The organism is Phocaeicola coprocola, from assembly GCF_041333015.1.
In the GTDB taxonomy this organism is placed as follows: Bacteria; Bacteroidota; Bacteroidia; order Bacteroidales; family Bacteroidaceae; genus Phocaeicola; species Phocaeicola coprocola.
The window spans coordinates 1,362,204-1,385,018 of sequence record NZ_JBGKGM010000001.1; the positions used below are offsets into that span (position 1 = coordinate 1,362,204).

Consider the following 22,815-nt stretch of genomic DNA (forward strand, 5'->3'; position numbering starts at 1 on the left):
ATTATAAAAGAACAGTATTATGGCAAAAAGGAAAATAAGCGGAATCATCAATGCGACTGAACATCCGATGAATCTTGAAACACCATGGAACCAGAAACAGCCGGACGGCACCTATCATGCCTATGCCGGGGACGATGTAGAAGCGTTTCTGAAGAAGGAACTGTCAAACCGTACCCCTACCGAGGAACTGGTGAGCGGCGAGACGAAGCCCCCTACATCCGGAACGGTGTTTGATGCAATGGTGGGTACGGTGACGGACGTGGATGTGCAGGACAGCGAGGACGGCACTCAATATGTGATGACCGTGAAGCAGAAGGATAACCAGGGCGGCGAGAGCTCGAAGGAGGTGCGCTTCTCGAAGTACACCGACGACGACAAGGTGGTGTTGTACATTGACCTGACGGACAGCGGCGGCGCGGGACTTCCCTCGCAGCAGTACCTGGCACTGGGAAGCGGTTTTGTGGTGAAATACTCTGTGGGCGTGGGTACTGCCGGTGGCGGTACGGTGGACGGCTACAGCGACCTGAAAGCCCGCGTGATTGTGAAACGCGGTTCGACCGTGATCAGTGAGTTCCAGGATGCAGAGTTTGTGGGCGTGACAGCCGGACAGGCTTATACCTTTGACGCTTCGCCCTACCTGAAGGATGCCACCGCCTATACCGTGCAGGTGGAAGCGCAGGCAACCTACCAGGGCGGCACACTGATGAAGACGGCCACGGCCAAGGTGACCATGGTGGCCATGGAGCTGGAGACCAGCTACTCGGCGGGCAACGGGCTGGCCGACGGGGGATATAAAAATGACGTGAACATCCCCTTTACTGCCAAGGGCACGAGCGGGGAAAAGAACATCTACTACCGCATCAACGGCGGGCAGGCCTTTACCCTCGGTCTTTCGGCCGGCAGCGGTGTGCAGCAGAAGAACGTGACCATCCCACTGGCTCAGATGCAGGAGGGTACGAACGTGGTGGAAGCCTACGCGCAGCATGAGAACTCCGGTGTGGTGAGCCGGGTGCATTACATTACGCTGCTGAAGGCAGGAGGCGGTGTGACAGCGTATGCCGGCCTGATGTTCAGCCACCGGGCAGCGGGGTTCCAACGCGACTGGAAACATCCGGTGCTGGAGGCAGAGCAGTTCACGGCATGGAACTTCACGTATGCCGGCTATGACCGCGATGCGTACACGGCCCGTGTGAAAGTGACGGGCCAGGGCAGCGTGGTGAAGGAAGACCTGCTGCAGCGCGGTGAGACCGGCAGCTACGGACGGACGAACGTGAACGTGGAACCGCTGGACTACCGTGTGTCGTGCGGCGATGCCGTGCTTGAGGTGCAGGTGAACACCACATCGCACCCGGACATTGAAGCCACGCTGGCACCGGATGCCGTGTGTACGTTTGACGCCTTCGGGCGAAGCAACACGGAAAACAACCCGGCAAGCTGGGTGAGCGGTGACAAGCGCATGGAGTTCCGGGACGTGCTGTGGAGCGTGAACGAATACGGTGCCGGTAGCGGCTGGCATAAGGACCGCCTGCTGCTGGCCGGTGGTGCAGGTATGACCCTGACCGCTGACGGCGGGTACCGCCCCTTCAACGAGGCGGACAAACCCGAAGGCTTTGCTATTCGTGATGTGGGCATGACACTTGAGATAGAATACAGCACGGCCAACGTGACGGACACGGATGCGGAGCTGATCACCTGCCTGGGGCAGCTGGACAACGGGAACCGGTACGGGCTGATTGTGACCCCGGAAGAGGCCAAGTTCCTGACCGGAGTGGTGACCGAGGCGATGGATGCCGGACAGGTGCTGCGCTATGAGGACTCGGTGGGTACGAAGTTCCAGCCGGGCACGAACATCCGCATTACCTACGTGTTCTATCCGAACGTGCAGACCAATGAACAGCGCACGCTGATCGGTTTCTATGTGAACGGTGAAGAGTCGGCTGCTTCCAAGTGGCTCGACAAGGTGAATTTTGACATTCAGAGCCAGCTGGAATTTAAGTCGGCAGGTGCCGACCTGAACGTGAAGAGCGTGCGTATCTATAACAAGGCGCTGACCTCGGATGAGGTGCTGAACAACTACATCGTGGACCGCAACCACCTGGAGGATGCCGACGGGGAACCGGGCGTGCGCTCGCTGGATGAGGACAACCGCGTGCTGAACGAAGGAGACACGGTGAGCATGGAGAAGCTGATGGGGCTGATGAAGAAGCGCCGGAACTCGATCCTGGTACTGATAGGCACGGGCAGCGTGGGCAGTGAGGTTCCGAGCGAGAGCGACACGCTGAACGTGGTGGATGCACTGGCCCAGCTGAACGACAAAAAGGCCAACAAGCTGGTAAGGGAGGTCCGTTTCTATAACGGAGAGGACAGGAGGCTTGACTTTATCCTTACCAACGTATATGTCCGTATTCAGGGTACTTCTTCCGTGAACTATGCCAGAAAGAACTTCCGTTTCTACTTCCAGAAGACGGCAAGCGGCTGGACGGTTACATTGAGCTACGGGGAGATTGACGGAAACGGCAGGCAGAAGAATCCGGTGGTAACTACCGGCAAAAAAAATCTCTTCAAGTTGCGCAGGAACTCCGTAGGCGCGAAGCTGGCATGTTCCAAATGCGACTTCTCGGACTCGTCCATGACCACCAATACCGGAGGTGCGAAGCTTATCAATGACGGACTGAAAGAGATGGGGCTGCTTACGCCTGCCCAGCGTTATGCCAAAGACCATGGGCTGGACGATGATTACCGTTCGGCCATCGACGGACTGCCGTGTGACCTGTTCGTAGCGAAGAGTGCCGACGAAGACTTGATTTATTACGGTCAGTACAACATGAACAACGAGAAGAGCGACAGTTACCCCATCTTCGGAATGGATGATACCATTGGTGAAGAAAAGTGGGGTGAGGGCGACACGTTGAATTATCTTGAAGCTGATGATGAGGGGCATAAGCAATACCTTCCAATCTGCTTTGAAACGCTGAATAACTCGAATCCGCTGTGTCTGTTCCACTGGCTGCCGAGTACCGAGCCGAACCATCAGGACTTTATGAATTATAATTTTGACGGTGGACTGGAGTTCAACCATCCGAAAGATACCTTCTGGGCTGACGGAGGCGGTGATGCCGAGGAAGAACCGAATATGAAAGACCACTTGGGGCAGGGTGATGTGTACGATAAGATGTATAAGGCTACCGACCGCATGATGAGCTTCGTTTACCGCTGTGTGAAGGAAACTCCTGCCGGAAAGAGTATGACTTACAGCATGGAATCGCATGCGTTCGAGGGGGTAGATTATGAAGATGATGGCGACAAGTTCCCTACCGCTAAATGGAAGAGCGATACGTTTAAGAAAGAGGCATCGAAGTATTTCGACCTTCCCCATCTGATAGCTTACTATCTGTACGTGCAGTTTAACCTTGGTGTCGACCAGCTTGCCAAGAACATGCTTATCCGTACTTGGGACGGGGTGAAATGGTTGATTACTTATTATGACGGAGACTGCCAGTTGGGTTCAGACAACAAGTCATTCCTTACGGGAAAATATAACGATAACCGTCAGACCAAGCGCGACGGGGCTTATGTGATGCAGGGTCATAACTCGTGGCTGTGGAACCTCATCGTGGCCAATTGCTGGGACATGATTGTGGAGATTATGGTGAGCGGATGGAACGGGGGCGCAAGCTTCATGAGTGCCTTCAGTATCCAGAAAGCCATTGACCATTTCGATACCGAACAGATGAAGAAGTGGTGCTCACGCCTCTATAACAAGTCCGGCATCTTCAAATACATCTACCCGTTCCTGAACGAAATGCCGGTAGGTGCTGACGGTGCCAAACAGACGTATCCGCAAATCTACGGTCTGAAGGGTTCGTTAAAAGCACACCGGAACTACTTCATCCAACGCAGGTACGACCTGAAGCAGGTGGAGTACGGCTATGTATCTACGCTGGGTGCCCAGTTCTACCAGAGTACGGCATCGCTGGACAAGGCTTATAAACTGAAGCCGATGCAGTACCGGCTGACCATCCCTTACCGTGTGCAATTATCCACCTCAAACGGTGTACAGGCTGACAGCGGCGTGGTGGATGCGGACGTGCTCCACTCCCTGCAGCTGACCCGTGCCTTCGGTGAGAACGACCCGCTGAAGATTATCGGCGCGGCCAAAATCAAGGAACTGGTATGGCATGAGGATGCGTTTGCCATCGGGTTCAACTTCGGTCTGCTGACCAGCCTTGTGAAACTGGACATGAGCGTGGAGAAAGCCAGCGGGTACCGGAACGGCTCGTTCATGGCCTCGACGAACGGCATGCTGCTGCTGGAAGAAGTGAACATGCGGAATAACCTGTTGGCCCGAAACGGAGACAACGGCAATGTGGCCACCCTGGACCTGAGCTGGCAGGGGCGTCTGAAGAAACTGGATGTGAGAGGTACGGGGCTGACCCGAGTGAAACTGGCCACCGGTGCGCCCGTTGTGCAGTTATGCCTGCCGGACACGATTGAGGAACTGTTCCTGGAGTATCTGACCAAACTGCAGGACAGCGGCCTGGTGCTGGAAGGCATCAACAACGTGCGGGGATACCGCTATACCAACTGCCCCGGCATCGACGGGTTTGCCATGCTGGAACGCCTGCACCAGGCCAAACTGAACGGCAGCGGCAAGCTGGAGCGCTTTGTGCTGGAGATAGACCGGGAAGACGACGGAACGCTGCTGAAGAAGTATTTCGATTACGGAACGTACACGCAGACGGGTGCGGTGGATGACCGCCACTCGGGCCTTCGCGGTAAGCTGACCCTGACGAAGTATCTGGCTGACGAGGAACTGGAGATGTATGCCGCCCGTTATCCGGAACTGGCCATCAAGCAGCCGCCTTATACGATGATTGAGTTTGACGACAGTGTGGCCGACGATGCCAATGTTTCGAACCTGGACAACAAGACAGGGTACAAATTCGGCAATACGTACAAAATGAGCGGGCATGTGAATGCCATCCTGTCCAAGCGCCACCGCGTATTGGCTAAGGTGACCAAGATACCCACGAGCCGGAAAGTGGAGATGGCCGGGCAGCAGGTGGAAGTGAACAACCCGGACGGGGAGATGACCTATTTCCCCCTGCATGACGAAAGCTCGAACTTCTATGCCGATGCGGAGGATATGAACGACTGTACGGTGGCGAAGCTGGACGGCAGCGAGGGAGACTGGATGATGTATGAGCCGTTTTACTGGAGCAAAGGCATCAACGATTATTTGAACAACAAGAAGTACGCCTGCTACAGCAGTTATCCGGAGGACGAAATGCCCCCGGTGCCTGAGGCGACGGTACTGACACTGGATGCCATCAAGGAGACACAGGGCGGCTGGCTGGGTGAACGCAAGATCATGAGCGGCAAGCCCACGCTGATGGAATCCTATACGACGGACAAGGCTTATTCCGTGTGCAAAGTGGACGTGTCGGGTTACAGACGTGTCCGCTTCCCGAGCGTTCCAGGAACAGGGCTTATCGGCAGTGTGTTTGCTGATGCGGAGGGAAACATCCTGAAGAGTATTGTGGTGCCGACCATCGGCTTGAAATTTGAAGCCGGCATGTATCTGATAGCAGACGTTCCGGAACGTGCTACAGCCCTGCATTTCTCCATTCTGAACACGGCAGAGTTTGACTGCGTGGTACTGAGCCACAGCGACAAGATAGAGGACATGGAACCGGATTGGGTGGCCAATGAGGAACATCTGTGTGCCGTTGTGGGCAGTTCTGTAGTGGGCAGCAAGTTGCGTGCCTGCATAACCGGAGCTTCGACCACGGCAAGCATGACCTGGACGGACTTCCACTATTACAGCCAGCAGCGGGGTATGCAGCAGATAGATGCGCTGATGCACAGCCGCATCGCGAACCTGAGCTATGCAAAGTACGGGCGTAGGGACATGCAGGAACAATGCGGTGCCGGTCAGCATAACAACAACCGGACAACGGGTGGAACGGCCGACCATGGAATGACAGATACCATCGGCTATGACGAGGCGTATGTCATCAACAACAAAATCACGAATTCGCTGATTGACGGCCTGGTGCATCAGTATGCCTGGTATAAGAGCCGGGACGAATACGGACAAGCGACCGTGGTGCAGGTGAACAATATCTGCTGCCTGGGCTACGAGGACATCTACGGCAACAAGTATGACATGATGGACGGCGTGGATCTGCCGAATGACAGCGGCAACCAGGGCAAATGGCGCATTTGGATGCCTGACGGCAGTATCCGTATGGTGCAGGGCAAAACGGCCAGTGACCAATGGACAACAGGTGTGGCACATGGCAAGTATATGGACCTGGTTCCGGTGGGTAATCTGAACGGATCGTCTTCTACCTACTATACCGATAAGTACTGGATAAGTACCGCCACAGTCCGTGTGGTCTATCGCGGGTGCAACTATGCGAACGCGTATGGCGGTGTGTCGAATGCGTATGCGAGTACGATGCTTCGAGCACGTATGCGATGTCGGCTCGCGTCTGGCCTTCCGCGGCAAAATCGTCCGGGCGCAAAGCGTGGCAGCGTACAAGGCGATACGCGAGGTGGCGTAAGCGCAAAGCGCCAAAGCGTGGAGCGAAGCGACTAAAACGAAAGAACGGGATTCGGATGGTTTCCGAATTCCGTTTAAAAGGTATTCAAATACCGGCGAAGCCGGTCGAAATTTTTTAGAATATTGATAGGGTAGGGGAATACAGAACTGAACTGATTTGAGAGTAAACGACCTCAATTTAACTATGTAAAGATAGCAATTTTTGCTGATATTTGCAAGTGAATTTTCTGTTATTTTTAGCCTATAAATGCCTTGTTGAAACGGAATAAAGAGTGCTTTAAATTATACGTTTCGTTTTGTGAAATGAACTTTTCGTTTTGAAATGCGCGAACATTTCGATTTGCGGATTATATTTACCAGAAAGTAGCTTATGCAAATAATAATACACTGATTTATTTGCAGGATGGAGAGTCTATGAAGGATAATATTTGTGGTATGATGGCAGAAGCTTTAAATAAGAAAGACATGACCTCGGCCAAGGCAAAGTTTGATACAAACGGGAAAATCTGTTTGCTTTTAAATGAAAAGCGGCAGAAAGGAGAAAAGATTGAATCAGGTGAAATGACTATCCGGATTAAGCCTGTGACGATGACTGTTTCAATGAAAGGGCAATATGAGGGTACAGAAACTATTTCTACACCGGCTGATGAATTTGATTGTGTGAAGGTAACTTACTCTATGAAAGTGAAGTTTTTTATGTTTTCGGATGAAAGTCAGGTTACCGAATGGTATGCTAAAGGAGTAGGACTGGTGAAGCATGAAGAAAGCAGTCGAAAGTTGGGACAAAAGATGACAAAAACATTGACAAAAATAGAAAATTAGCCTTTCGTGTAAAGAAGACTAAAATAAAAAACGGATACTGTTTTTCTGATTATTACGAAACACAGTATCCGTTTTTGTGAAAGGATGAAGAGTTATCGATTTTCTTTTTCTCCTTCAGTTTTCACCTTTTTGAGTAAGTCTGATGCAAAAATAAAGTCGTTCAGACGTTGGTTAGTCGCTGTAAAAACTTCATTCTTCGTACCTTCCCACTCTTTATGTCCTTGATAGATATATAATATGCTGTCACCGATTCCCAGTACCGAATTCATGTCATGAGTATTAATGACGGTAGTCATATTATACTCAGTTGTGATGTCATGAATTAATTCATCAATAACGAGTGAAGTCTTAGGGTCTAGACCGGAGTTAGGTTCGTCGCAGAATAAATATTGTGGCTGAAGAGCGATTGCCCGTGCTATGGCTACACGTTTCTGCATTCCACCACTTATTTCTCCTGGAAATTTATTTTTTGCATCTATCAGATTGACACGGTCTAAGCAAAATTCAGCGCGTTTAATACGCTCTCTGTAAGTCATATTAGAAAACATATCCAGCGGAAACATGACGTTTTCTAATACAGACAGAGAGTCGAATAATGCTGCACTTTGGAAGATCATACCCATCTCCCGACGTAAAGCTTTCTTTTCCTTTTTCCCCATGGTAATCAAGTTACGTCCATCGTACAAAACTTCTCCATTTTCTGGAGTGAGAAGTCCTACCAGGCATTTCATGAGTACCGTTTTTCCCGAACCACTTTGTCCAATTATCAGGTTTGTTTTCCCGTTTTCAAAGGTAAAGTTGATGTCATTCAATACGGTACGATCTTCAAATGATTTATAGAGTGATTTAATTTGTATCATTGTTAGCTAAGTAATTGGGTGAGTATTAAATCGGAGAACAGGATCAGTACGCTACTGCATACGACAGAATCGGTACTAGCCTTTCCTACTGCGATAGATCCTCCTTCTACAGTGTATCCGAAGTAAGCTGATACGCTGGCTATTATGAAGGCGAAAACAAGTGATTTGATAAAACTGCACCATACGTACCATTCTACGAAACTATATTGGAATCCATATTCCAAATCGGTAGCATTAGTGATACCTGCAAACCACGCTGTACAGAAGGCTCCAATCACTCCGGCAAAAATACTAAAAGTTACGAGCAACGGAATCATTGTCATAAGTCCTAGAATTTTGGGAAGGATCAGATATGATGCTGAATTCACTCCCATAATATCGAGCGCATCAATTTGCTGAGTGACGCGCATGGTTCCTATTTCCGAGGCTATGTTTGAACCAACTTTACCTGCAAGAATAAGACACATGATGGAAGAAGAGAACTCTAGCAACAAGATTTCACGGGTGGTATATCCTACAACAAAACGTGGCATCCATGGACTTTCAATGTTTAGCTTAATTTGTATGCAGATAACAGCACCGATGAAAAAAGAAATCAGCAATACGATACCAATTGAGTTGATACCTAACTGTGCCATTTCATTACGATATTGTTTGAGGTACATTCGGAAACGTTCCGGGCGGGCAAATACTCTTCCCATTAGCATGAGGTATTTACCCAAAGTAGTAATTGGTCTTACCATATTTGTTATTTGAGTCTAATTTTGTGCAAAAGTACTGTTTTTTAGCTATATTATAATAAAAGCAGAGATGAAAATGGGAGGAATTACCACAGAACCCAAGATTTTTACTACTTTTGCTGCGGTAATGAAAGGATTGATCCTTCATTCTTAAATCTTTATTAAACAACTTTATGGCAGAGCAGGAAAACCAACAGTATATTGCTGAAGAAACATTTGAACTTCCATCGGATGGACGTATGGTACTTCGTACTGAGAATCTGGTCAAAAAATATGGTAAGCGTACGGTCGTAAGCCATGTTTCCATTAATGTGAAACAGGGGGAAATTGTCGGACTGCTGGGACCGAATGGTGCTGGTAAGACAACTTCTTTTTATATGACTACAGGATTGATTGTTCCTAATGAGGGGCATATCTATCTGAATAATCAGGATATTACTGATTATCCCGTATATAAGCGTGCCCAGAATGGTATCGGATATTTGGCACAGGAGGCTTCTGTTTTCCGTAAAATGAGTGTGGAAGATAACATTGCTTCGGTTCTGGAGCTTACAAAGACTTCGAAGGAATATCAAAAAGAAAAACTGGAAAGCTTGATTGCTGAATTCCGTTTGCAGAAGGTACGTAAAAACTTAGGTGACCAATTGTCGGGAGGTGAACGCCGCCGTACAGAAATTGCACGTTGTCTGGCTATCGACCCGAAGTTTATTATGCTTGACGAACCGTTTGCCGGTGTAGACCCTATTGCGGTCGAAGATATTCAGCATATTGTATGGAAGCTGAAAGATAAAAATATTGGTATATTGATTACTGACCACAATGTGCAGGAAACACTAAGTATCACAGACCGTGCCTATTTGTTGTTTGAAGGAAAAATACTTTTCCAGGGTACACCTGAAGAACTTGCTGAAAACAAGATTGTAAGGGAAAAGTATCTAAGTAACAGTTTTGTGTTACGCAGGAAAGATTTTCAACTTAATAGAGAAATACGTGAATAAGTGATAGTGTGAATGGTATACAGCAGGAAACTTTTTTTAGAACTGGCTTCTTTGGTATGTATATATAAATGAAATCACAAAAGCTTACTTGCGTTTTTTATAAATTTTACTTAGACATTTTGGTTATTGCAAGATTAAACACTATTTTTGCAACCTCTTTGAATAAACTGGAATATAGTAATAATTAAATAAATAAGTCGGAAATGAATATTTCATTGCAAAACGTAGACAAGGTAAGCGCAGTGCTTACTGTTCAGATTGAAAAGGCTGACTATCAGGAAAAAGTAGAAAAATCGTTGAAAACTCTTCGTCAGAGAGTTAATATGCCCGGATTCCGTAAAGGAATGGTTCCTATGGCTTTGATTAAGAAGCAGTATGGTATTTCTGTATTGGTAGAAGAAGTTGATAAGCTGATGCAGGAAAAAGTTGGCGAATATATTCGTGAAAATAATGTGAATATGCTGGGTACTCCTCTGCCTAAAGAAAATAATGTGAATTTTGAGGCAGATGAAAACTTTGAATTCTCATTTGATATTGCTTTGGCTCCTGAATTCAATGTTGAATTGTCTAACAATGATACTGTTGATTACTACGATATCAATGTAACTGATGAAATGGTAGATCAGCAGGTTAAGATGTACACTCAGCGTACTGCAAAATATGATAAAGTTGAGGAATATCAGGAAAATGATATGCTGAAAGGTTTGTTGGCTGAGCTGGATGAAAATGGCAACACAAAAGAAGGTGGTCTTCAGGTAGAAGGTGCTGTAATGATGCCTACTTATATGAAGAATGACGATCAGAAAGCTATCTTCAACGGTGCTAAGACAAATACAGTATTGGTATTCAATCCTGCAACTGCATTCGATAACAACGAAGCTGAATTAGCTTCTTTGCTGAAGATTAAGAAAGAAGAAGTTGCAAACTATAAAGGTAACTTCAGTTTCCAGATTGAAGAAATCACTCGTATGATTCCGGGTGACTTGAATCAGGAATTGTTCGATCAGGTTTTGGGTGAAGGAAAAGCTCACAGCGAAGAAGAATTCCGTGCACAGATTAAAGAAACAATTGCTAAGCAGTTCGAAGCTGATAGCGACTATAAGTTCTTGATCGACGTTCGCAACTATGTTGTAAATAAGATTGGTAAACTGGAATTTGCAGACGAACTGATGAAGCGCATCATGTTGGAAAACAACAAGGAAAAAGGTGAAGAGTTCGTTGCAGAACATTATGAAAAGAGCCTTGAAGAGCTGACATGGCACCTGATTAAAGAAAAATTGGTTGCTGCAAACAACATCAAGGTAGAACAAGCTGACATTACTAATATGGCTAAGGAAGCTACTCGTGCTCAGTTTGCTCAGTATGGTATGATTAATGTACCTGATGAATTGTTGGAAAACTATTCTAAGGAAATGTTGAAGAAACGTGAAAGTGTAGAAGCATTAGTCAACCGTGTTGTTGAAGCTAAATTGTCAGAAATACTGAAAGGTCAGGTTACATTGAATCATAAAGCTGTTTCAGCAGAAGAATTCAATAAAATGTTTCAGTAATTTCCCTGCAGTAAGCTAAGGCGAATTGCTAAAACTTGCTAAAAGAGGGGCTTTTGGTCTGGCTTTCGCCCGATTGAACAGCGGTTTTTGTACTTTTGTTCTATTGTGGGAAGAAGCCATCAAAAGCTTCTCTTTTGTTCTTTTTATTATTCACAATTAATAGATTAGACTAATGGACGATTTTAGAAAATATGCTACCAAGCATTTGGGCATGAGCAGTATGGTGCTTGATGATGTTATTAAGTCACAAGCTGGATATCTCAATCCTTATATCTTGGAAGAACGTCAATTGAATGTAACACAGCTTGATGTCTTTTCTCGTCTTATGATGGACCGTATTATATTTCTCGGTACTCAGATTGATGATTATACAGCCAATACATTGCAAGCTCAGCTGTTGTATCTGGATTCTGTTGACTCTGGAAAAGATATCTCTATTTATATAAATTCTCCTGGTGGTTCTGTTTATGCAGGACTGGGCATTTATGATACGATGCAGTTTATATCTAGCGATGTCGCTACTATTTGTACGGGTATGGCTGCTTCAATGGCAGCTGTGTTATTGGTTGCAGGAGCAGAAGGAAAGCGTTCTGCGTTGACTCATTCACGTGTAATGATTCATCAGCCGATGGGAGGAGCACAAGGACAGGCTTCTGATATTGAAATTACAGCTCGTGAAATCCAAAAGTTAAAGAAAGAGCTTTATACTATTATCTCAGATCACTCTCATACAGAATTTGACAAGGTATGGGCCGACTCTGACCGTGATTATTGGATGACGGCTCAAGAAGCAAAAGAGTATGGTATGATTGATGAGGTACTTTCTCGTAAGCCTGCATTATAAGTTTTTAATTTAAAACGATATAACTTTGGAAGATAAATCAACTAAAAAGAATAAACGGCGTTGTAGCTTTTGTGGACGTACGGAAGATGAAGTCGGTTTCTTGATAACAGGTGTTAATGGATGTATCTGTGACAGTTGTTCGGAACAGGCTCATGAGATTGTACAGGAAGCTATGCGTCAGAAAGGAAATAGTACAGACCTTAATCTGGCAGAACTTCCTAAACCCAAAGATATTAAAGATTTTCTTGACCAGTATGTTATCGGTCAGGATGATGCTAAACGTTACCTCTCTGTTGCTGTTTACAATCATTATAAACGTTTGTTGCAACCTTCGTCGAAAGATGATGTGGAAATCGAAAAATCTAACATCATTATGGTGGGAAGTACAGGTACGGGAAAAACATTATTGGCTCGTACTATTGCAAAGTTATTGCATGTTCCTTTTACCATAGTTGATGCTACAGTGCTGACTGAAGCCGGCTATGTAGGTGAAGATATAGAAAGTATTTTGACACGTCTGTTGCAGGTTGCCGATTATAATGTTGAGGAAGCTGAGCGCGGTATAGTATTTATCGATGAGATAGATAAAATAGCCCGTAAAGGAGATAATCCATCTATTACTCGTGATGTAAGTGGAGAAGGAGTGCAGCAAGGTTTGTTGAAACTTCTTGAGGGCTCTATCGTAAATGTTCCTCCTCAGGGAGGCCGTAAGCATCCAGAACAGAAACTGATTCCTGTCAATACAAAAAATATTTTATTTATTTGTGGAGGTGCTTTCGATGGCATTGAGCGTAAAATAGCCCAACGTTTGAATACGAATGTTGTAGGATATGGAGCTGCAAAAGAGAAGGTGAAAATAGACCGTGCAAATCTTATGCAATATATTGCTCCGCAGGATTTGAAGTCTTTTGGACTGATTCCTGAAATCATTGGACGTTTGCCTATTCTGACTTACTTGAATCCGCTGGACCGTACAGCATTGCGTAATATTCTGACAGAACCGAAGAATTCTATTATTAAACAATATATCAAATTGTTTGAGATGGACGGCGTGAAGCTAGAGTTTCAGCCAGAGGTCTTTGATTATATTGTAGATAAAGCTGTCGAATATAAATTGGGAGCTCGCGGTTTAAGATCGATAGTAGAAACAATTGTTATGGATGCAATGTTTGAAGTTCCATCGCATAAGGTAGAAACATTTGTCATAACATTGGATTATGCGAAAGAACAAATGAATAAAGCTAATTTGTCTCGTTTGCAAATGGCCTGAAAATTTTGGTAAGTGATGAGAAAATAAAGTTCTTCATTAAAATAATTTCTTTTTTATTTGTATAATATCAAAAGTTGTTTATAACTTTGTTACATACGTAAAGCGGGATTTACATCTTGAAGAATTAGAAAATCACTAAAATAAAAGGACAATGGCGGAAAAGATTAATTTAGCGGAACAGTTGAAGAAGTATTTTGGTTTCGATACATTTAAAGGAAATCAAGAAGCTATAATTAGCAACTTACTAGCCGGGAAGGATACTTTTGTTTTAATGCCTACCGGTGGTGGTAAGTCGTTGTGTTATCAGTTACCTTCTTTGTTAATGGAAGGGACGGCTATAGTTATATCTCCGCTCATTGCTCTTATGAAAAATCAGGTTGATGCTATGCGAAACTTCAGCGAAGAAGATGGAGTGGCGCATTTCATTAACTCATCGCTTACAAAATCGGCGATAGATCAGGTAAAGTCTGATATTCTGGCTGGGAAAACAAAATTATTATATGTTGCTCCCGAATCGCTGACAAAAGAAGAAAATATAGATTTTCTGAAACATGTGAAGATCTCTTTTTATGCTATTGACGAAGCACATTGTATCTCTGAATGGGGACATGACTTCCGTCCGGAATATCGTCGCATCCGTCCTATTATCAATGAAATCGGTAAAGCACCGGTTATTGCTTTGACGGCGACGGCTACTCCTAAAGTGAAGATGGATATTCAGAAGAACTTGGGAATGGTAGGTGCGACGGAGTTTAAATCTTCATTTAATCGTCCTAACCTGTATTACGAAGTACGTCCTAAGACAAATAATGTGGATAAGGATATTATTCGCTTTATTAAACAGAACCCGGAAAAATCAGGCATTATTTATTGTCTGAGTCGTAAGAAGGTGGAAGAGTTGGCAGAAATCCTTCAGGCTAATGGTATTAAGGCTCGTCCGTATCATGCAGGTATGGATTCGGCTACTCGTAATGCCAATCAAGATGCTTTTCTGAAAGAGGATATTGAAGTGATTGTCGCAACAATCGCTTTTGGTATGGGAATCGATAAGCCAGATGTACGTTTCGTTATCCATTATGATATTCCGAAAAGCTTAGAGGGATATTATCAGGAAACAGGACGTGCAGGACGTGACGGTGGAGAAGGTATGTGTATCACTTTCTATTCGAATAAGGACTTGCAAAAGTTGGAAAAATTTATGCAAGGTAAACCTATTTCAGAACAAGAAATTGGAAAGCAATTGTTGTTGGAAACAGCAGCATATGCTGAGTCGTCATTATGTCGTAGAAAGATTTTATTGCATTATTTCGGAGAAGAATATACTGAAGATAATTGTGGTAATTGTGATAACTGTTTAAATCCGAAAAAACAAGTGGAGGCTCAGGATTCGTTGTGTGCAGTGATTGAAACAATCATTGCAGTAAAAGAAAATTTTAAACAAGATTATATAGTTGACATCCTTTTAGGAAAGGAAACGTCGGAAGTATTGGCGCATAAACATGAAGATCTGGAAGTCTTCGGCTCTGGTATGGGTGAGGATGAACGTCTTTGGAATGCTGTCATTCGTCAGGCTTTAATAGCTGGTTATTTGAGTAAAGACGTTGAAAATTATGGTTTACTGAAAGTTACTCCAGAAGGCCATAAGTTTTTGAAAAAGCCGAAATCATTTAAGATCGTAGAAGATGCTGATTTTGATGATGAAGATGTAGAAGAAGTTCCGATGAGAAGTGGTGCTTCATGTGCTGTTGATCCGGTTCTATTCTCTATGTTGAAAGACTTGCGTAAGAAAATGTCGAAAAAGCTCGACGTTCCTCCTTATGTAATTTTCCAGGATCCTTCATTGGAGGCTATGGCTACTATATATCCGGTAACATTAGAAGAATTGCAGAACATTCCGGGTGTAGGTGCGGGAAAAGCTAAACGTTATGGACAGGAATTCTGCGAGTTGATTAAAAAGCATTGCGAAGAAAATGAGATAGATCGTCCGGAAGACTTGCGTGTTCGTACTGTTGCTAATAAATCAAAACTGAAAGTTTCGATTATTCAGAGTATTGACCGTAAGGTTGCTTTAGATGATATAGCAGTAGCAAAAGGTATTGAGTTTAATGAATTGCTTGATGAAATAGAAGCTATTGTCTATTCAGGAACAAAATTGAATATCGACTACTTCTTGAATGATGTCATGGATGAAGATCATATGCTTGATATTTATGATTACTTCAAAGAGTCGACAACAGATAAGATAGATGACGCGATGGATGAATTAGGAGCTGATTATACCGAAGAAGAAATTCGTCTGGTTCGTATCAAATTTATCTCGGAAATGGCAAATTAATAGTAGCTCATTTTAATTTTAACCGTGGCAGTAAGCAATCAGCAAGTTTACTGCCACGGTTCGTTATTTTTATTTCGTCTTTTTCAGAAAGCATTCTGTAAGTCGGCGACGAACAGGCTCGTCGTATAGTTTCAGAGAGGCATATGCCAAGGCAATTGCTCCTACTAAAACAAGTATCATATAAGGAATTCCTTCCGTGATTGTTGCATTGTTATTACATACCCAGGCAGTATAAATATATATCAGAGGGTAGTGAGTGATATAAATGGGGTATGAAATATCTCCTAAAAATTTGCAAATACGGCTGGAGTATTTGCCTGTTACTTTACCACCAGCTCCCATGGAAACAATTATAGGGAATATGAAGATGATACAGAATGATTCATAGAGTCCGTTCATCCAATAATGCTCTTCACCTCCTAGACGGGGAATTGATAATATGACGATAATAATCAGAGCACAATACCAAAAGGCTCTTTTCTTAATTCGTATCAACCATCCAAGTCGGGATAAGAGTAATCCTCCAAAAAAAGGATACATTAATCGTACAAAGCCTACATATTGTTGTTCCCAGTTTAGTGCCCATCCACCTACCATATCACCCATTGGGGCTGTCAGACTGCGATATACTGTAAAGCAAGCTGCAATAACGACTAAAACAGTAAGAGCTATTTTGTTGAAACGACGTATGAAGAGGGCATAGAGAATATTGGCTATATATTCATAATACAACGACCATGCTGGGCCATTCAATGGATGCATTTCTGTCCATCCTCGTACATCCCATTTCAAAGGAAGTGGAAGTAATGTACATCCCAGTAGCATAATTAACAATAATGCCCCTACTGGTGTATGTTCTATTTGTGGAAAGCAAGATGATTGCTGGAAATAGAAAAGTGCAGCTCCAACGATGCTTCCCATGATGACCATAGGGTGCAGGCGGATGATGCGTCGCTTAAAGAATGTTCCTAATGTCATTTTATCCCATCGGTCGTCATAGGCATAGCCTATTACAAATCCTGAAAGCATAAAGAAAAAATCAACAGCAAGGTATCCATGATTGATAATTTGTATCAAGTGATTCCCTAGTGAGTGAGTTTCAAATAAATGAAAGATAATGACCATAATGGCAGCTACTCCTCGAAGCCCGTCAAGAATTTCGTAATGAGGCTTCGATGCAAGATAAGTGGTTTGCGTGTTCATAGTTATTTTTTACTGCGTTATAAAAGATTTTTATTCAACAGCGGACAAAGATAGACAACTTCTAGCAAATAATATAGACAATAAGTGGCTAAAATAGTCTTTTTATTCTGTCATCTGCTTAGACGAAAAAGAACAGTATGGCGTTGCGGATTATTGTTTTGTCGGATTGTGTCTGTTGATAGGTTCTTGGACTTTGGTATAAATTGTAAGTCGTTTTATGTAATTCTGTTTCTTATTTTTAAGCGTTGTTCCAGAGTTATCAGGGTATGGTTGTAAATAAAAAAAGATGTTAATCCTACTTTCTGATTTGAATAAAATTTGTATATTTGCACGCAATAAAATCTAAAGCATAAAGCCCTATGTCATTTATTGCAGATAAAGTTGTAATGGACGGATTGACTTACGATGATGTATTGCTAATCCCGGCCTATTCTGAGGTATTACCTAAAGCTGTCGAACTCACGACAAAGTTTTCACGTAACATTGAATTAAAAATTCCCTTTGTAACTGCTGCTATGGATACAGTTACCGAAGCACAAATGGCTATTGCCATTGCTCGTGAAGGAGGTATCGGTGTTATTCATAAGAATATGTCTATAGAAGAGCAGGCTCGTCAGGTAGCTATTGTGAAGCGTGCCGAAAATGGTATGATTTACGATCCTGTAACTATCAAGAGAGGCTCTACTGTAAAAGACGCTCTTGACTTGATGGCAGAATACAAAATCGGTGGTATTCCTGTTGTAGATGATGAAAACTATCTGGTAGGTATTGTTACAAACCGTGACCTTCGTTTTGAAAAAGATATGACAAAGCGTATCGATGAAGTAATGACGAAGGAAAACATTGTTACTACTGAGCCTGGAACGGATATGGAAACTGCTTCCAGAATTCTGCAAGAAAATAAAATTGAAAAGCTGCCTGTAGTTGGTAAAGACGGTAAGTTGGTTGGCTTGATTACTTATAAAGACATTACAAAGGCAAAGGACAAACCAATGGCTTGCAAAGACTCTAAAGGACGTTTACGTGTTGCAGCCGGTGTTGGTGTTACTGCTGATACTTTACAACGTATGGAAGCATTGGTAAATGCTGGTGCAGATGCCATTGTTATCGATACTGCACATGGACATTCGTTGTCTGTTATCGAAAAATTAAAAAAAGCAAAGAAAGCTTTCCCGAATATTGATATTGTTGTAGGAAACATTGCTACTGGCGAAGCAGCCAAGATGTTGGTTGAGGCTGGAGCAGATGCTGTGAAGGTTGGTATCGGTCCGGGTTCTATCTGTACTACACGTGTAGTAGCTGGGGTAGGAGTTCCGCAGTTGACTGCTGTATATGATGTTGCAAAAGCATTGGAAGGTACTGGAGTTCCTTTGATCGCTGATGGTGGCTTGCGTTATTCTGGTGATGTTGTTAAGGCATTGGCTGCCGGAGGTTACAGTGTAATGATTGGTTCACTCGTTGCAGGAACAGAAGAATCACCGGGTGATACAATTATTTTCAACGGACGTAAGTTTAAATCATACCGTGGTATGGGATCATTGGAAGCAATGGAAAATGGTTCAAAGGACCGTTATTTCCAGGCTGGAACTAATGACGTGAAGAAATTAGTGCCAGAAGGTATTGCTGCCCGTGTACCTTATAAAGGAACCTTGTATGAAGTTATATACCAGTTGGTAGGCGGATTGCGTGCAGGTATGGGATATTGTGGTGCTCATAATATTACAGAATTGCATAATGCTAAGTTTACCCGTATTACAAATGCTGGTGTACTGGAGAGCCATCCGCACGATGTTGCTATTACCAGTGAGGCTCCTAACTATAGCCGTCCTCAGTAAGGCTGGATGATTCTATCATTATAGAATATTTATCACCACAGACTTCATTTATTGTCAGGTTAACGTTTATTGTGTTTGCCGGCTGATGAAGTCTGTGGTGAATTTTGTATTATTGCATTCGTTTTTGTATTCAACTGTTACTTAAAATGATAAAACTCATAAGACAACTTCTTTGGCTTTCGTGGCTTTTCATACCTTGTTTTTCGTTTGCGGCCGAGCGGTCTGATATCTTATTGCGTATCGGTGGACGAACCGTAGCCAAACAGGAGTTTGAATTTTATTGTAAACATAGTCTTGCCGGAAAATGCCAGACAGAATCGGTGAATGAAGCTTTCGATGATTTTCTTTTCCGAAAGCTGAAAGCTGCTGATATGCGTCAGTCTGGTTGCGATACGTTACCTGCTTTCAGGCAGTACTGTAAGGTGATGAGAGGTGAACTACTGAAGAATGTACTGTTAGATAAAGAACAGGAAGAACGTATTTGCCGTGATTTATACCGACAGAGTGTGGAGAGACTCTCAAAAAGCGGTTGGGTCAAAATAGAACAGATAACTATTTTGTTGTCACAACATGCGCCTAAGGCTGATGAGCGTGCGGCTCGTAACCGTATGGATTCGATTTATGCGAAGTTGAAGAGCGGGGCAGATTTTACTTCTTTTTTATGTCAGCCGGAGGGAGGAACATGGATTCCAGTAGTGGAACTTCTTCAGGAGTTTGCCGACGGTTTGGCTTCTCTTTCAAAAAATGAATTTTCTGAACCTTTTTTTTCACCGTTAGGTGTCCATATTATCAGGCTTACCGATACAAAGCCTTGTATCAGTTATGAAGAGGCACGTCCTTATCTGTTGGCTTATATGGAACGCTTAGGAGCGGATCATCCTGCCTTGAAGCACGATTTATTTACACAGTGGAGAGAAGGAGCGTTGCATAACGATGCTATACGTTTGTGTATGACAGATGCAGAAGATAAGCTGCTGGCTTCTTTTTGGGATAAATTGCATAGCTCGTCTTTGCCTCGGGAGGTTACGCCACAGGAATTGGAACAGTTCTTTCTTCAAAATAAAAAATATTATACATGGGAGTTTCCACATTTCAGAGGGGCTGTGATTCAGTGTGCCAATAAAAAAACAGCTTCTCGCATAAAGAAATACTTGAAGAAACAGCCATTCGCTCAGTGGGAAGAAAGTTTCCGTAATCTAGTAAAAGCAGATTCTACGATGAATGCGACAATGGAAGCCGGACTCTTCCAAATTGGAAAAAATGCCTATGTCGACAAGCTGGCTTTTAAGTGTGGAAGTTTGCCGAAAGAGAAAAAATATCCTTATATCTGTGTCTTTGGAAAAAAACTGAAGAAAGGTCCCGAAGAGTATTCGGATGTTCGTGAAGAAGTGGAGATTGACTATCGAAGAGAGCAGGAAAGAGGTCTGCTTACTTCGTTAATGCAACATTTTGGGGTAGAAATAGAGCAAGACGTTTTAAAAACAGTTAATTGTTGCGGAAGTAATTAATTAATACTGTATCTTCGTTCACTGATTCAGAGTAATAAGGCTAATAATGGGTAAATTCAGTATCTTCGTTGTAGGACTGATGACTTTAGCAGGATGCAGTCAGGCGGTAGACCATAAAGGAAAGACTCCTTTGGTGGAAGTCGGTCATGAGTTCTTGTACAAGGAAGATTTGCAGGCGGCCATGCCTGTCGGTATGCGAGGACAGGATAGTGCTCGGTTTGCTGAAGAATATATTCATAATTGGATAAAGGATGTACTTTTGTATAAGAAAGCAGAAGGCAACATTCCTGATAACGTGAAAGTAGATGAACTGGTTGCTTCTTACAGAAAAGCACTGATAATGCATACTTATCAGGAAGAGCTGGTTAATCAAAAGCTGGGAAATGAAATTTCGGATGCTGAAATAGAGCAGTATTATAACCAGAATACAGGAATGTTTTCTGCCAATCAGCCTTACGTGCAGGGACTGTTTATGAAAGTGCCAATCAGTGCACAGCATTTGAATAATGTACGTGCCTGGTATAAGAAAAACACTCAGGACGCTATCGACAAACTGGAAAAATTCAGTATAGGAAATGCTGTGAGTTATGATTATTTTTATGATCGCTGGATTCCTGTTTCCGAAATTGCAGCCAAAATACCGTTGAAAGCCATTGATACGGATGCCAATTATTTGAATTGTAATCGCAATGTAGAAGTGCGCGATACGGCTTATTGTTATTTCCTTCATGTAGAAAACTTTCTGCCTGCCGGACAACAGTTGCCATTAGAATATGCAAAGAGTGAAATAAAAGAAATACTAATTAATCTGAAGCGTGTGGAGTTTATCAATCGTATGAAGGATGATTTATATAAGGAAGCTTCAGACGATAAAGACATAATTTATTATTTGAATCCGAACAATGAATAAGTTTAAGTTTATTAAGTTTTATGCATGCATGCTTTTGCTGCTTGCCGGTGTTTCGGTTTATGCACAGAACAATGTGATAGACGAGGTAGTCTGGGTAGTAGGCGATGAGGCCATTTTAAAGTCGGATGTGGAAAACGAACGATTGAATGCTCAGTATGAAAACCGTCATTTCGATGGTGACCCATATTGCGTGATACCCGAAGAGCTTGCCATACAGAAACTATATTTGCATCAGGCAGAAATAGATAGTGTGATGGTTTCCGATCAAGAAGTGATTCAAGAGGTAGAGCAGCGTATAGCATGGCTGGCCGACCAGATTGGATCGAAAGAAAAAATGGAGGAATATTATAACAAATCGTATACTCAGATCCGCGAGATGTTGCGCGAAAATGTAAAAAGTCAGAAGACGGTAGTACAGATGCAGCAGAAAATTGTCGGTGATATTAAGCTGACTCCTGCTGAAGTGCGCAACTATTTCAGCAAGTTGCCCCAAGATAGTATTCCGTTTATTCCTACTCAGGTAGAGGTACAGATTATTACTCAGGAACCTAAAATTTCAGAAGAAGAAATAGAACGTGTAAAATCACAGTTGCGTGAATATGCCGACCGTGTGAACAAGGGAGAAACCTCATTTTCTACATTGGCACGTTTTTATTCAGAAGACCCTGGAACAGCACGTCGTGGAGGAGAAGGTGGATTTACCGGACGTGGTGAATTGGTGCCGGAGTTTGCGAATGTGGTCTTTAACTTGACTGATACAAAGAAAGTATCGAAGGTGTTCGAAACAGAATTTGGTTATCACATTGCTCAGTTGATAGAAAAGCGAGGTGACCGTGTAAACTATCGCCATATTTTGTTGCGTCCGAAGGTAGACCAGAAAGATATTGATGCTGCGCTGGCACGTCTGGATTCTATTGCAGATGATATCCGTAAAAATAAATTTACTTTTGATGATGCTGCAACATGGATTTCTCAAGATAAAGATACACGTAATAACCATGGATTGCTGGCCAATCCGCAGAGCAGCACTTCACGTTTCGAAATGCAGCAGTTGGCCGGCTTGATTTCACAGGATGTGGCAAAGGTGGTAGAGAATATGCAGATTGGTGAAATCTCGAAACCTTTTACTATGATCAATTCTAAAGGAAAACAAGTCTGTGCAATCGTAAAACTGAAAAATCGTATTGACGGACATAAGGCTACTATAACTGAAGACTATCAGCGCCTGAAGGCTATGGTAACTGCCAAACGAAGTGAAGAAAAGCTTCAGAAATGGATCGTTGAAAAACAGAAGAATACTTATGTACGTATTAATCCTGACTGGAGAAACTGTGATTTCAAATATTCGGGATGGATTAAGAACTGATACTTA

General features: G+C 43.5%; 13 protein-coding genes and 1 pseudogene. 11 read left to right on the plus strand and 3 right to left on the minus strand.

The genetic code is table 11. The features are described from left to right. Nucleotides 1–19: 19 nt before the first annotated feature. Nucleotides 20–6,569: pseudogene (locus ACDG22_RS05715) on the plus strand (hypothetical protein). Nucleotides 6,570–6,982: 413 nt separating this feature from the next. Further along, nucleotides 6,983–7,390 (plus strand): TapB family protein, encoded by a 408-nt coding sequence (locus tag ACDG22_RS05720; protein ID WP_270668807.1) that lies wholly within the window; start codon nucleotides 6,983–6,985, stop codon nucleotides 7,388–7,390. Between the two features lie 92 nt (nucleotides 7,391–7,482). On the opposite strand, the gene ACDG22_RS05725 is transcribed toward ACDG22_RS05720, so the two are convergent. Beyond that, nucleotides 7,483–8,250 carry an ABC transporter ATP-binding protein gene (locus ACDG22_RS05725; RefSeq protein WP_007565950.1) on the minus strand — a complete coding sequence of 256 codons (768 nt, stop codon included), beginning with the start codon at nucleotides 8,248–8,250 and terminating at the stop codon, nucleotides 7,483–7,485. A 2-nt stretch (nucleotides 8,251–8,252) separates the two neighbouring features. Further along, nucleotides 8,253–8,993: an MlaE family ABC transporter permease gene (locus tag ACDG22_RS05730; RefSeq protein ID WP_007565951.1), complete on the minus strand. Its 741-nt coding sequence runs from the start codon at nucleotides 8,991–8,993 to the stop codon at nucleotides 8,253–8,255. Between the two features lie 170 nt (nucleotides 8,994–9,163). Between ACDG22_RS05730 and lptB the strand changes: the two genes are divergently transcribed. From lptB to recQ, 5 genes are all read left to right on the plus strand, one after another. Beyond that, on the plus strand, nucleotides 9,164–9,988 hold the full coding sequence (gene lptB / locus ACDG22_RS05735) for an LPS export ABC transporter ATP-binding protein (RefSeq protein WP_007565953.1): 825 nt from the start codon (nucleotides 9,164–9,166) through the stop codon (nucleotides 9,986–9,988). A 203-nt stretch (nucleotides 9,989–10,191) separates the two neighbouring features. Further along, nucleotides 10,192–11,538, plus strand: a complete 1,347-nt coding sequence (tig, locus tag ACDG22_RS05740) for a trigger factor (RefSeq protein ID WP_007565955.1) — start codon at nucleotides 10,192–10,194, stop codon at nucleotides 11,536–11,538. Between the two features lie 172 nt (nucleotides 11,539–11,710). Further along, nucleotides 11,711–12,382 carry an ATP-dependent Clp endopeptidase proteolytic subunit ClpP gene (gene clpP, locus ACDG22_RS05745; RefSeq protein WP_007565960.1) on the plus strand — a complete coding sequence of 224 codons (672 nt, stop codon included), beginning with the start codon at nucleotides 11,711–11,713 and terminating at the stop codon, nucleotides 12,380–12,382. Between the two features lie 25 nt (nucleotides 12,383–12,407). Then, nucleotides 12,408–13,652, plus strand: a complete 1,245-nt coding sequence (gene clpX, locus ACDG22_RS05750) for an ATP-dependent Clp protease ATP-binding subunit ClpX (protein ID WP_007565962.1) — start codon at nucleotides 12,408–12,410, stop codon at nucleotides 13,650–13,652. A gap of 151 nt (nucleotides 13,653–13,803) precedes the next feature. Continuing rightward, complete coding sequence (gene recQ / locus ACDG22_RS05755; protein ID WP_177593660.1) at nucleotides 13,804–15,987, plus strand: DNA helicase RecQ; 2,184 nt, start codon at nucleotides 13,804–13,806, stop codon at nucleotides 15,985–15,987. A gap of 69 nt (nucleotides 15,988–16,056) precedes the next feature. Here recQ and ACDG22_RS05760 read toward each other — a convergent pair whose 3' ends face one another. Then, nucleotides 16,057–17,190 (minus strand): acyltransferase family protein, encoded by a 1,134-nt coding sequence (locus ACDG22_RS05760; protein WP_177593661.1) that lies wholly within the window; start codon nucleotides 17,188–17,190, stop codon nucleotides 16,057–16,059. A gap of 359 nt (nucleotides 17,191–17,549) precedes the next feature. On the opposite strand from ACDG22_RS05760, the gene guaB reads away from it, so the two are divergent. The 4 genes from guaB to ACDG22_RS05780 all read left to right on the plus strand — a co-directional run bounded on the left by guaB (nucleotide 17,550) and on the right by ACDG22_RS05780 (nucleotide 22,809). Beyond that, nucleotides 17,550–19,025 carry an IMP dehydrogenase gene (gene guaB, locus ACDG22_RS05765; RefSeq protein ID WP_007570043.1) on the plus strand — a complete coding sequence of 492 codons (1,476 nt, stop codon included), beginning with the start codon at nucleotides 17,550–17,552 and terminating at the stop codon, nucleotides 19,023–19,025. A 146-nt stretch (nucleotides 19,026–19,171) separates the two neighbouring features. Beyond that, a complete protein-coding gene (locus ACDG22_RS05770; protein ID WP_270230145.1) occupies nucleotides 19,172–20,533 on the plus strand; it encodes a peptidylprolyl isomerase in 1,362 nt (453 codons plus the stop codon). A gap of 46 nt (nucleotides 20,534–20,579) precedes the next feature. Continuing rightward, nucleotides 20,580–21,443 carry a peptidylprolyl isomerase gene (locus ACDG22_RS05775; RefSeq protein WP_270230146.1) on the plus strand — a complete coding sequence of 288 codons (864 nt, stop codon included), beginning with the start codon at nucleotides 20,580–20,582 and terminating at the stop codon, nucleotides 21,441–21,443. Then, nucleotides 21,436–22,809: a peptidylprolyl isomerase gene (locus tag ACDG22_RS05780; RefSeq protein WP_270230147.1), complete on the plus strand. Its 1,374-nt coding sequence runs from the start codon at nucleotides 21,436–21,438 to the stop codon at nucleotides 22,807–22,809. Before ACDG22_RS05775 ends, ACDG22_RS05780 begins: the two co-directional genes overlap by 8 nt. Nucleotides 22,810–22,815 lie beyond the last annotated feature (6 nt).

Bases quoted from the DNA above. Each gene is read 5' to 3' on its own strand.
- ACDG22_RS05720 (WP_270668807.1), top strand. From the start codon at position 6,983: ATGAAGGATAATATTTGTGGTATGATGGCAGAAGCTTTAAATAAGAAA.
- ACDG22_RS05725 (WP_007565950.1), bottom strand. From the start codon at position 8,250: ATGATACAAATTAAATCACTCTATAAATCATTTGAAGATCGTACCGTA.
- ACDG22_RS05730 (WP_007565951.1), bottom strand. From the start codon at position 8,993: ATGGTAAGACCAATTACTACTTTGGGTAAATACCTCATGCTAATGGGA.
- lptB (WP_007565953.1), top strand. From the start codon at position 9,164: ATGGCAGAGCAGGAAAACCAACAGTATATTGCTGAAGAAACATTTGAA.
- tig (WP_007565955.1), top strand. From the start codon at position 10,192: ATGAATATTTCATTGCAAAACGTAGACAAGGTAAGCGCAGTGCTTACT.
- clpP (WP_007565960.1), top strand. From the start codon at position 11,711: ATGGACGATTTTAGAAAATATGCTACCAAGCATTTGGGCATGAGCAGT.
- recQ (WP_177593660.1), top strand. From the start codon at position 13,804: ATGGCGGAAAAGATTAATTTAGCGGAACAGTTGAAGAAGTATTTTGGT.
- ACDG22_RS05760 (WP_177593661.1), bottom strand. From the start codon at position 17,190: ATGAACACGCAAACCACTTATCTTGCATCGAAGCCTCATTACGAAATT.
- guaB (WP_007570043.1), top strand. From the start codon at position 17,550: ATGTCATTTATTGCAGATAAAGTTGTAATGGACGGATTGACTTACGAT.
- ACDG22_RS05770 (WP_270230145.1), top strand. From the start codon at position 19,172: ATGATAAAACTCATAAGACAACTTCTTTGGCTTTCGTGGCTTTTCATA.
- ACDG22_RS05775 (WP_270230146.1), top strand. From the start codon at position 20,580: ATGGGTAAATTCAGTATCTTCGTTGTAGGACTGATGACTTTAGCAGGA.
- ACDG22_RS05780 (WP_270230147.1), top strand. From the start codon at position 21,436: ATGAATAAGTTTAAGTTTATTAAGTTTTATGCATGCATGCTTTTGCTG.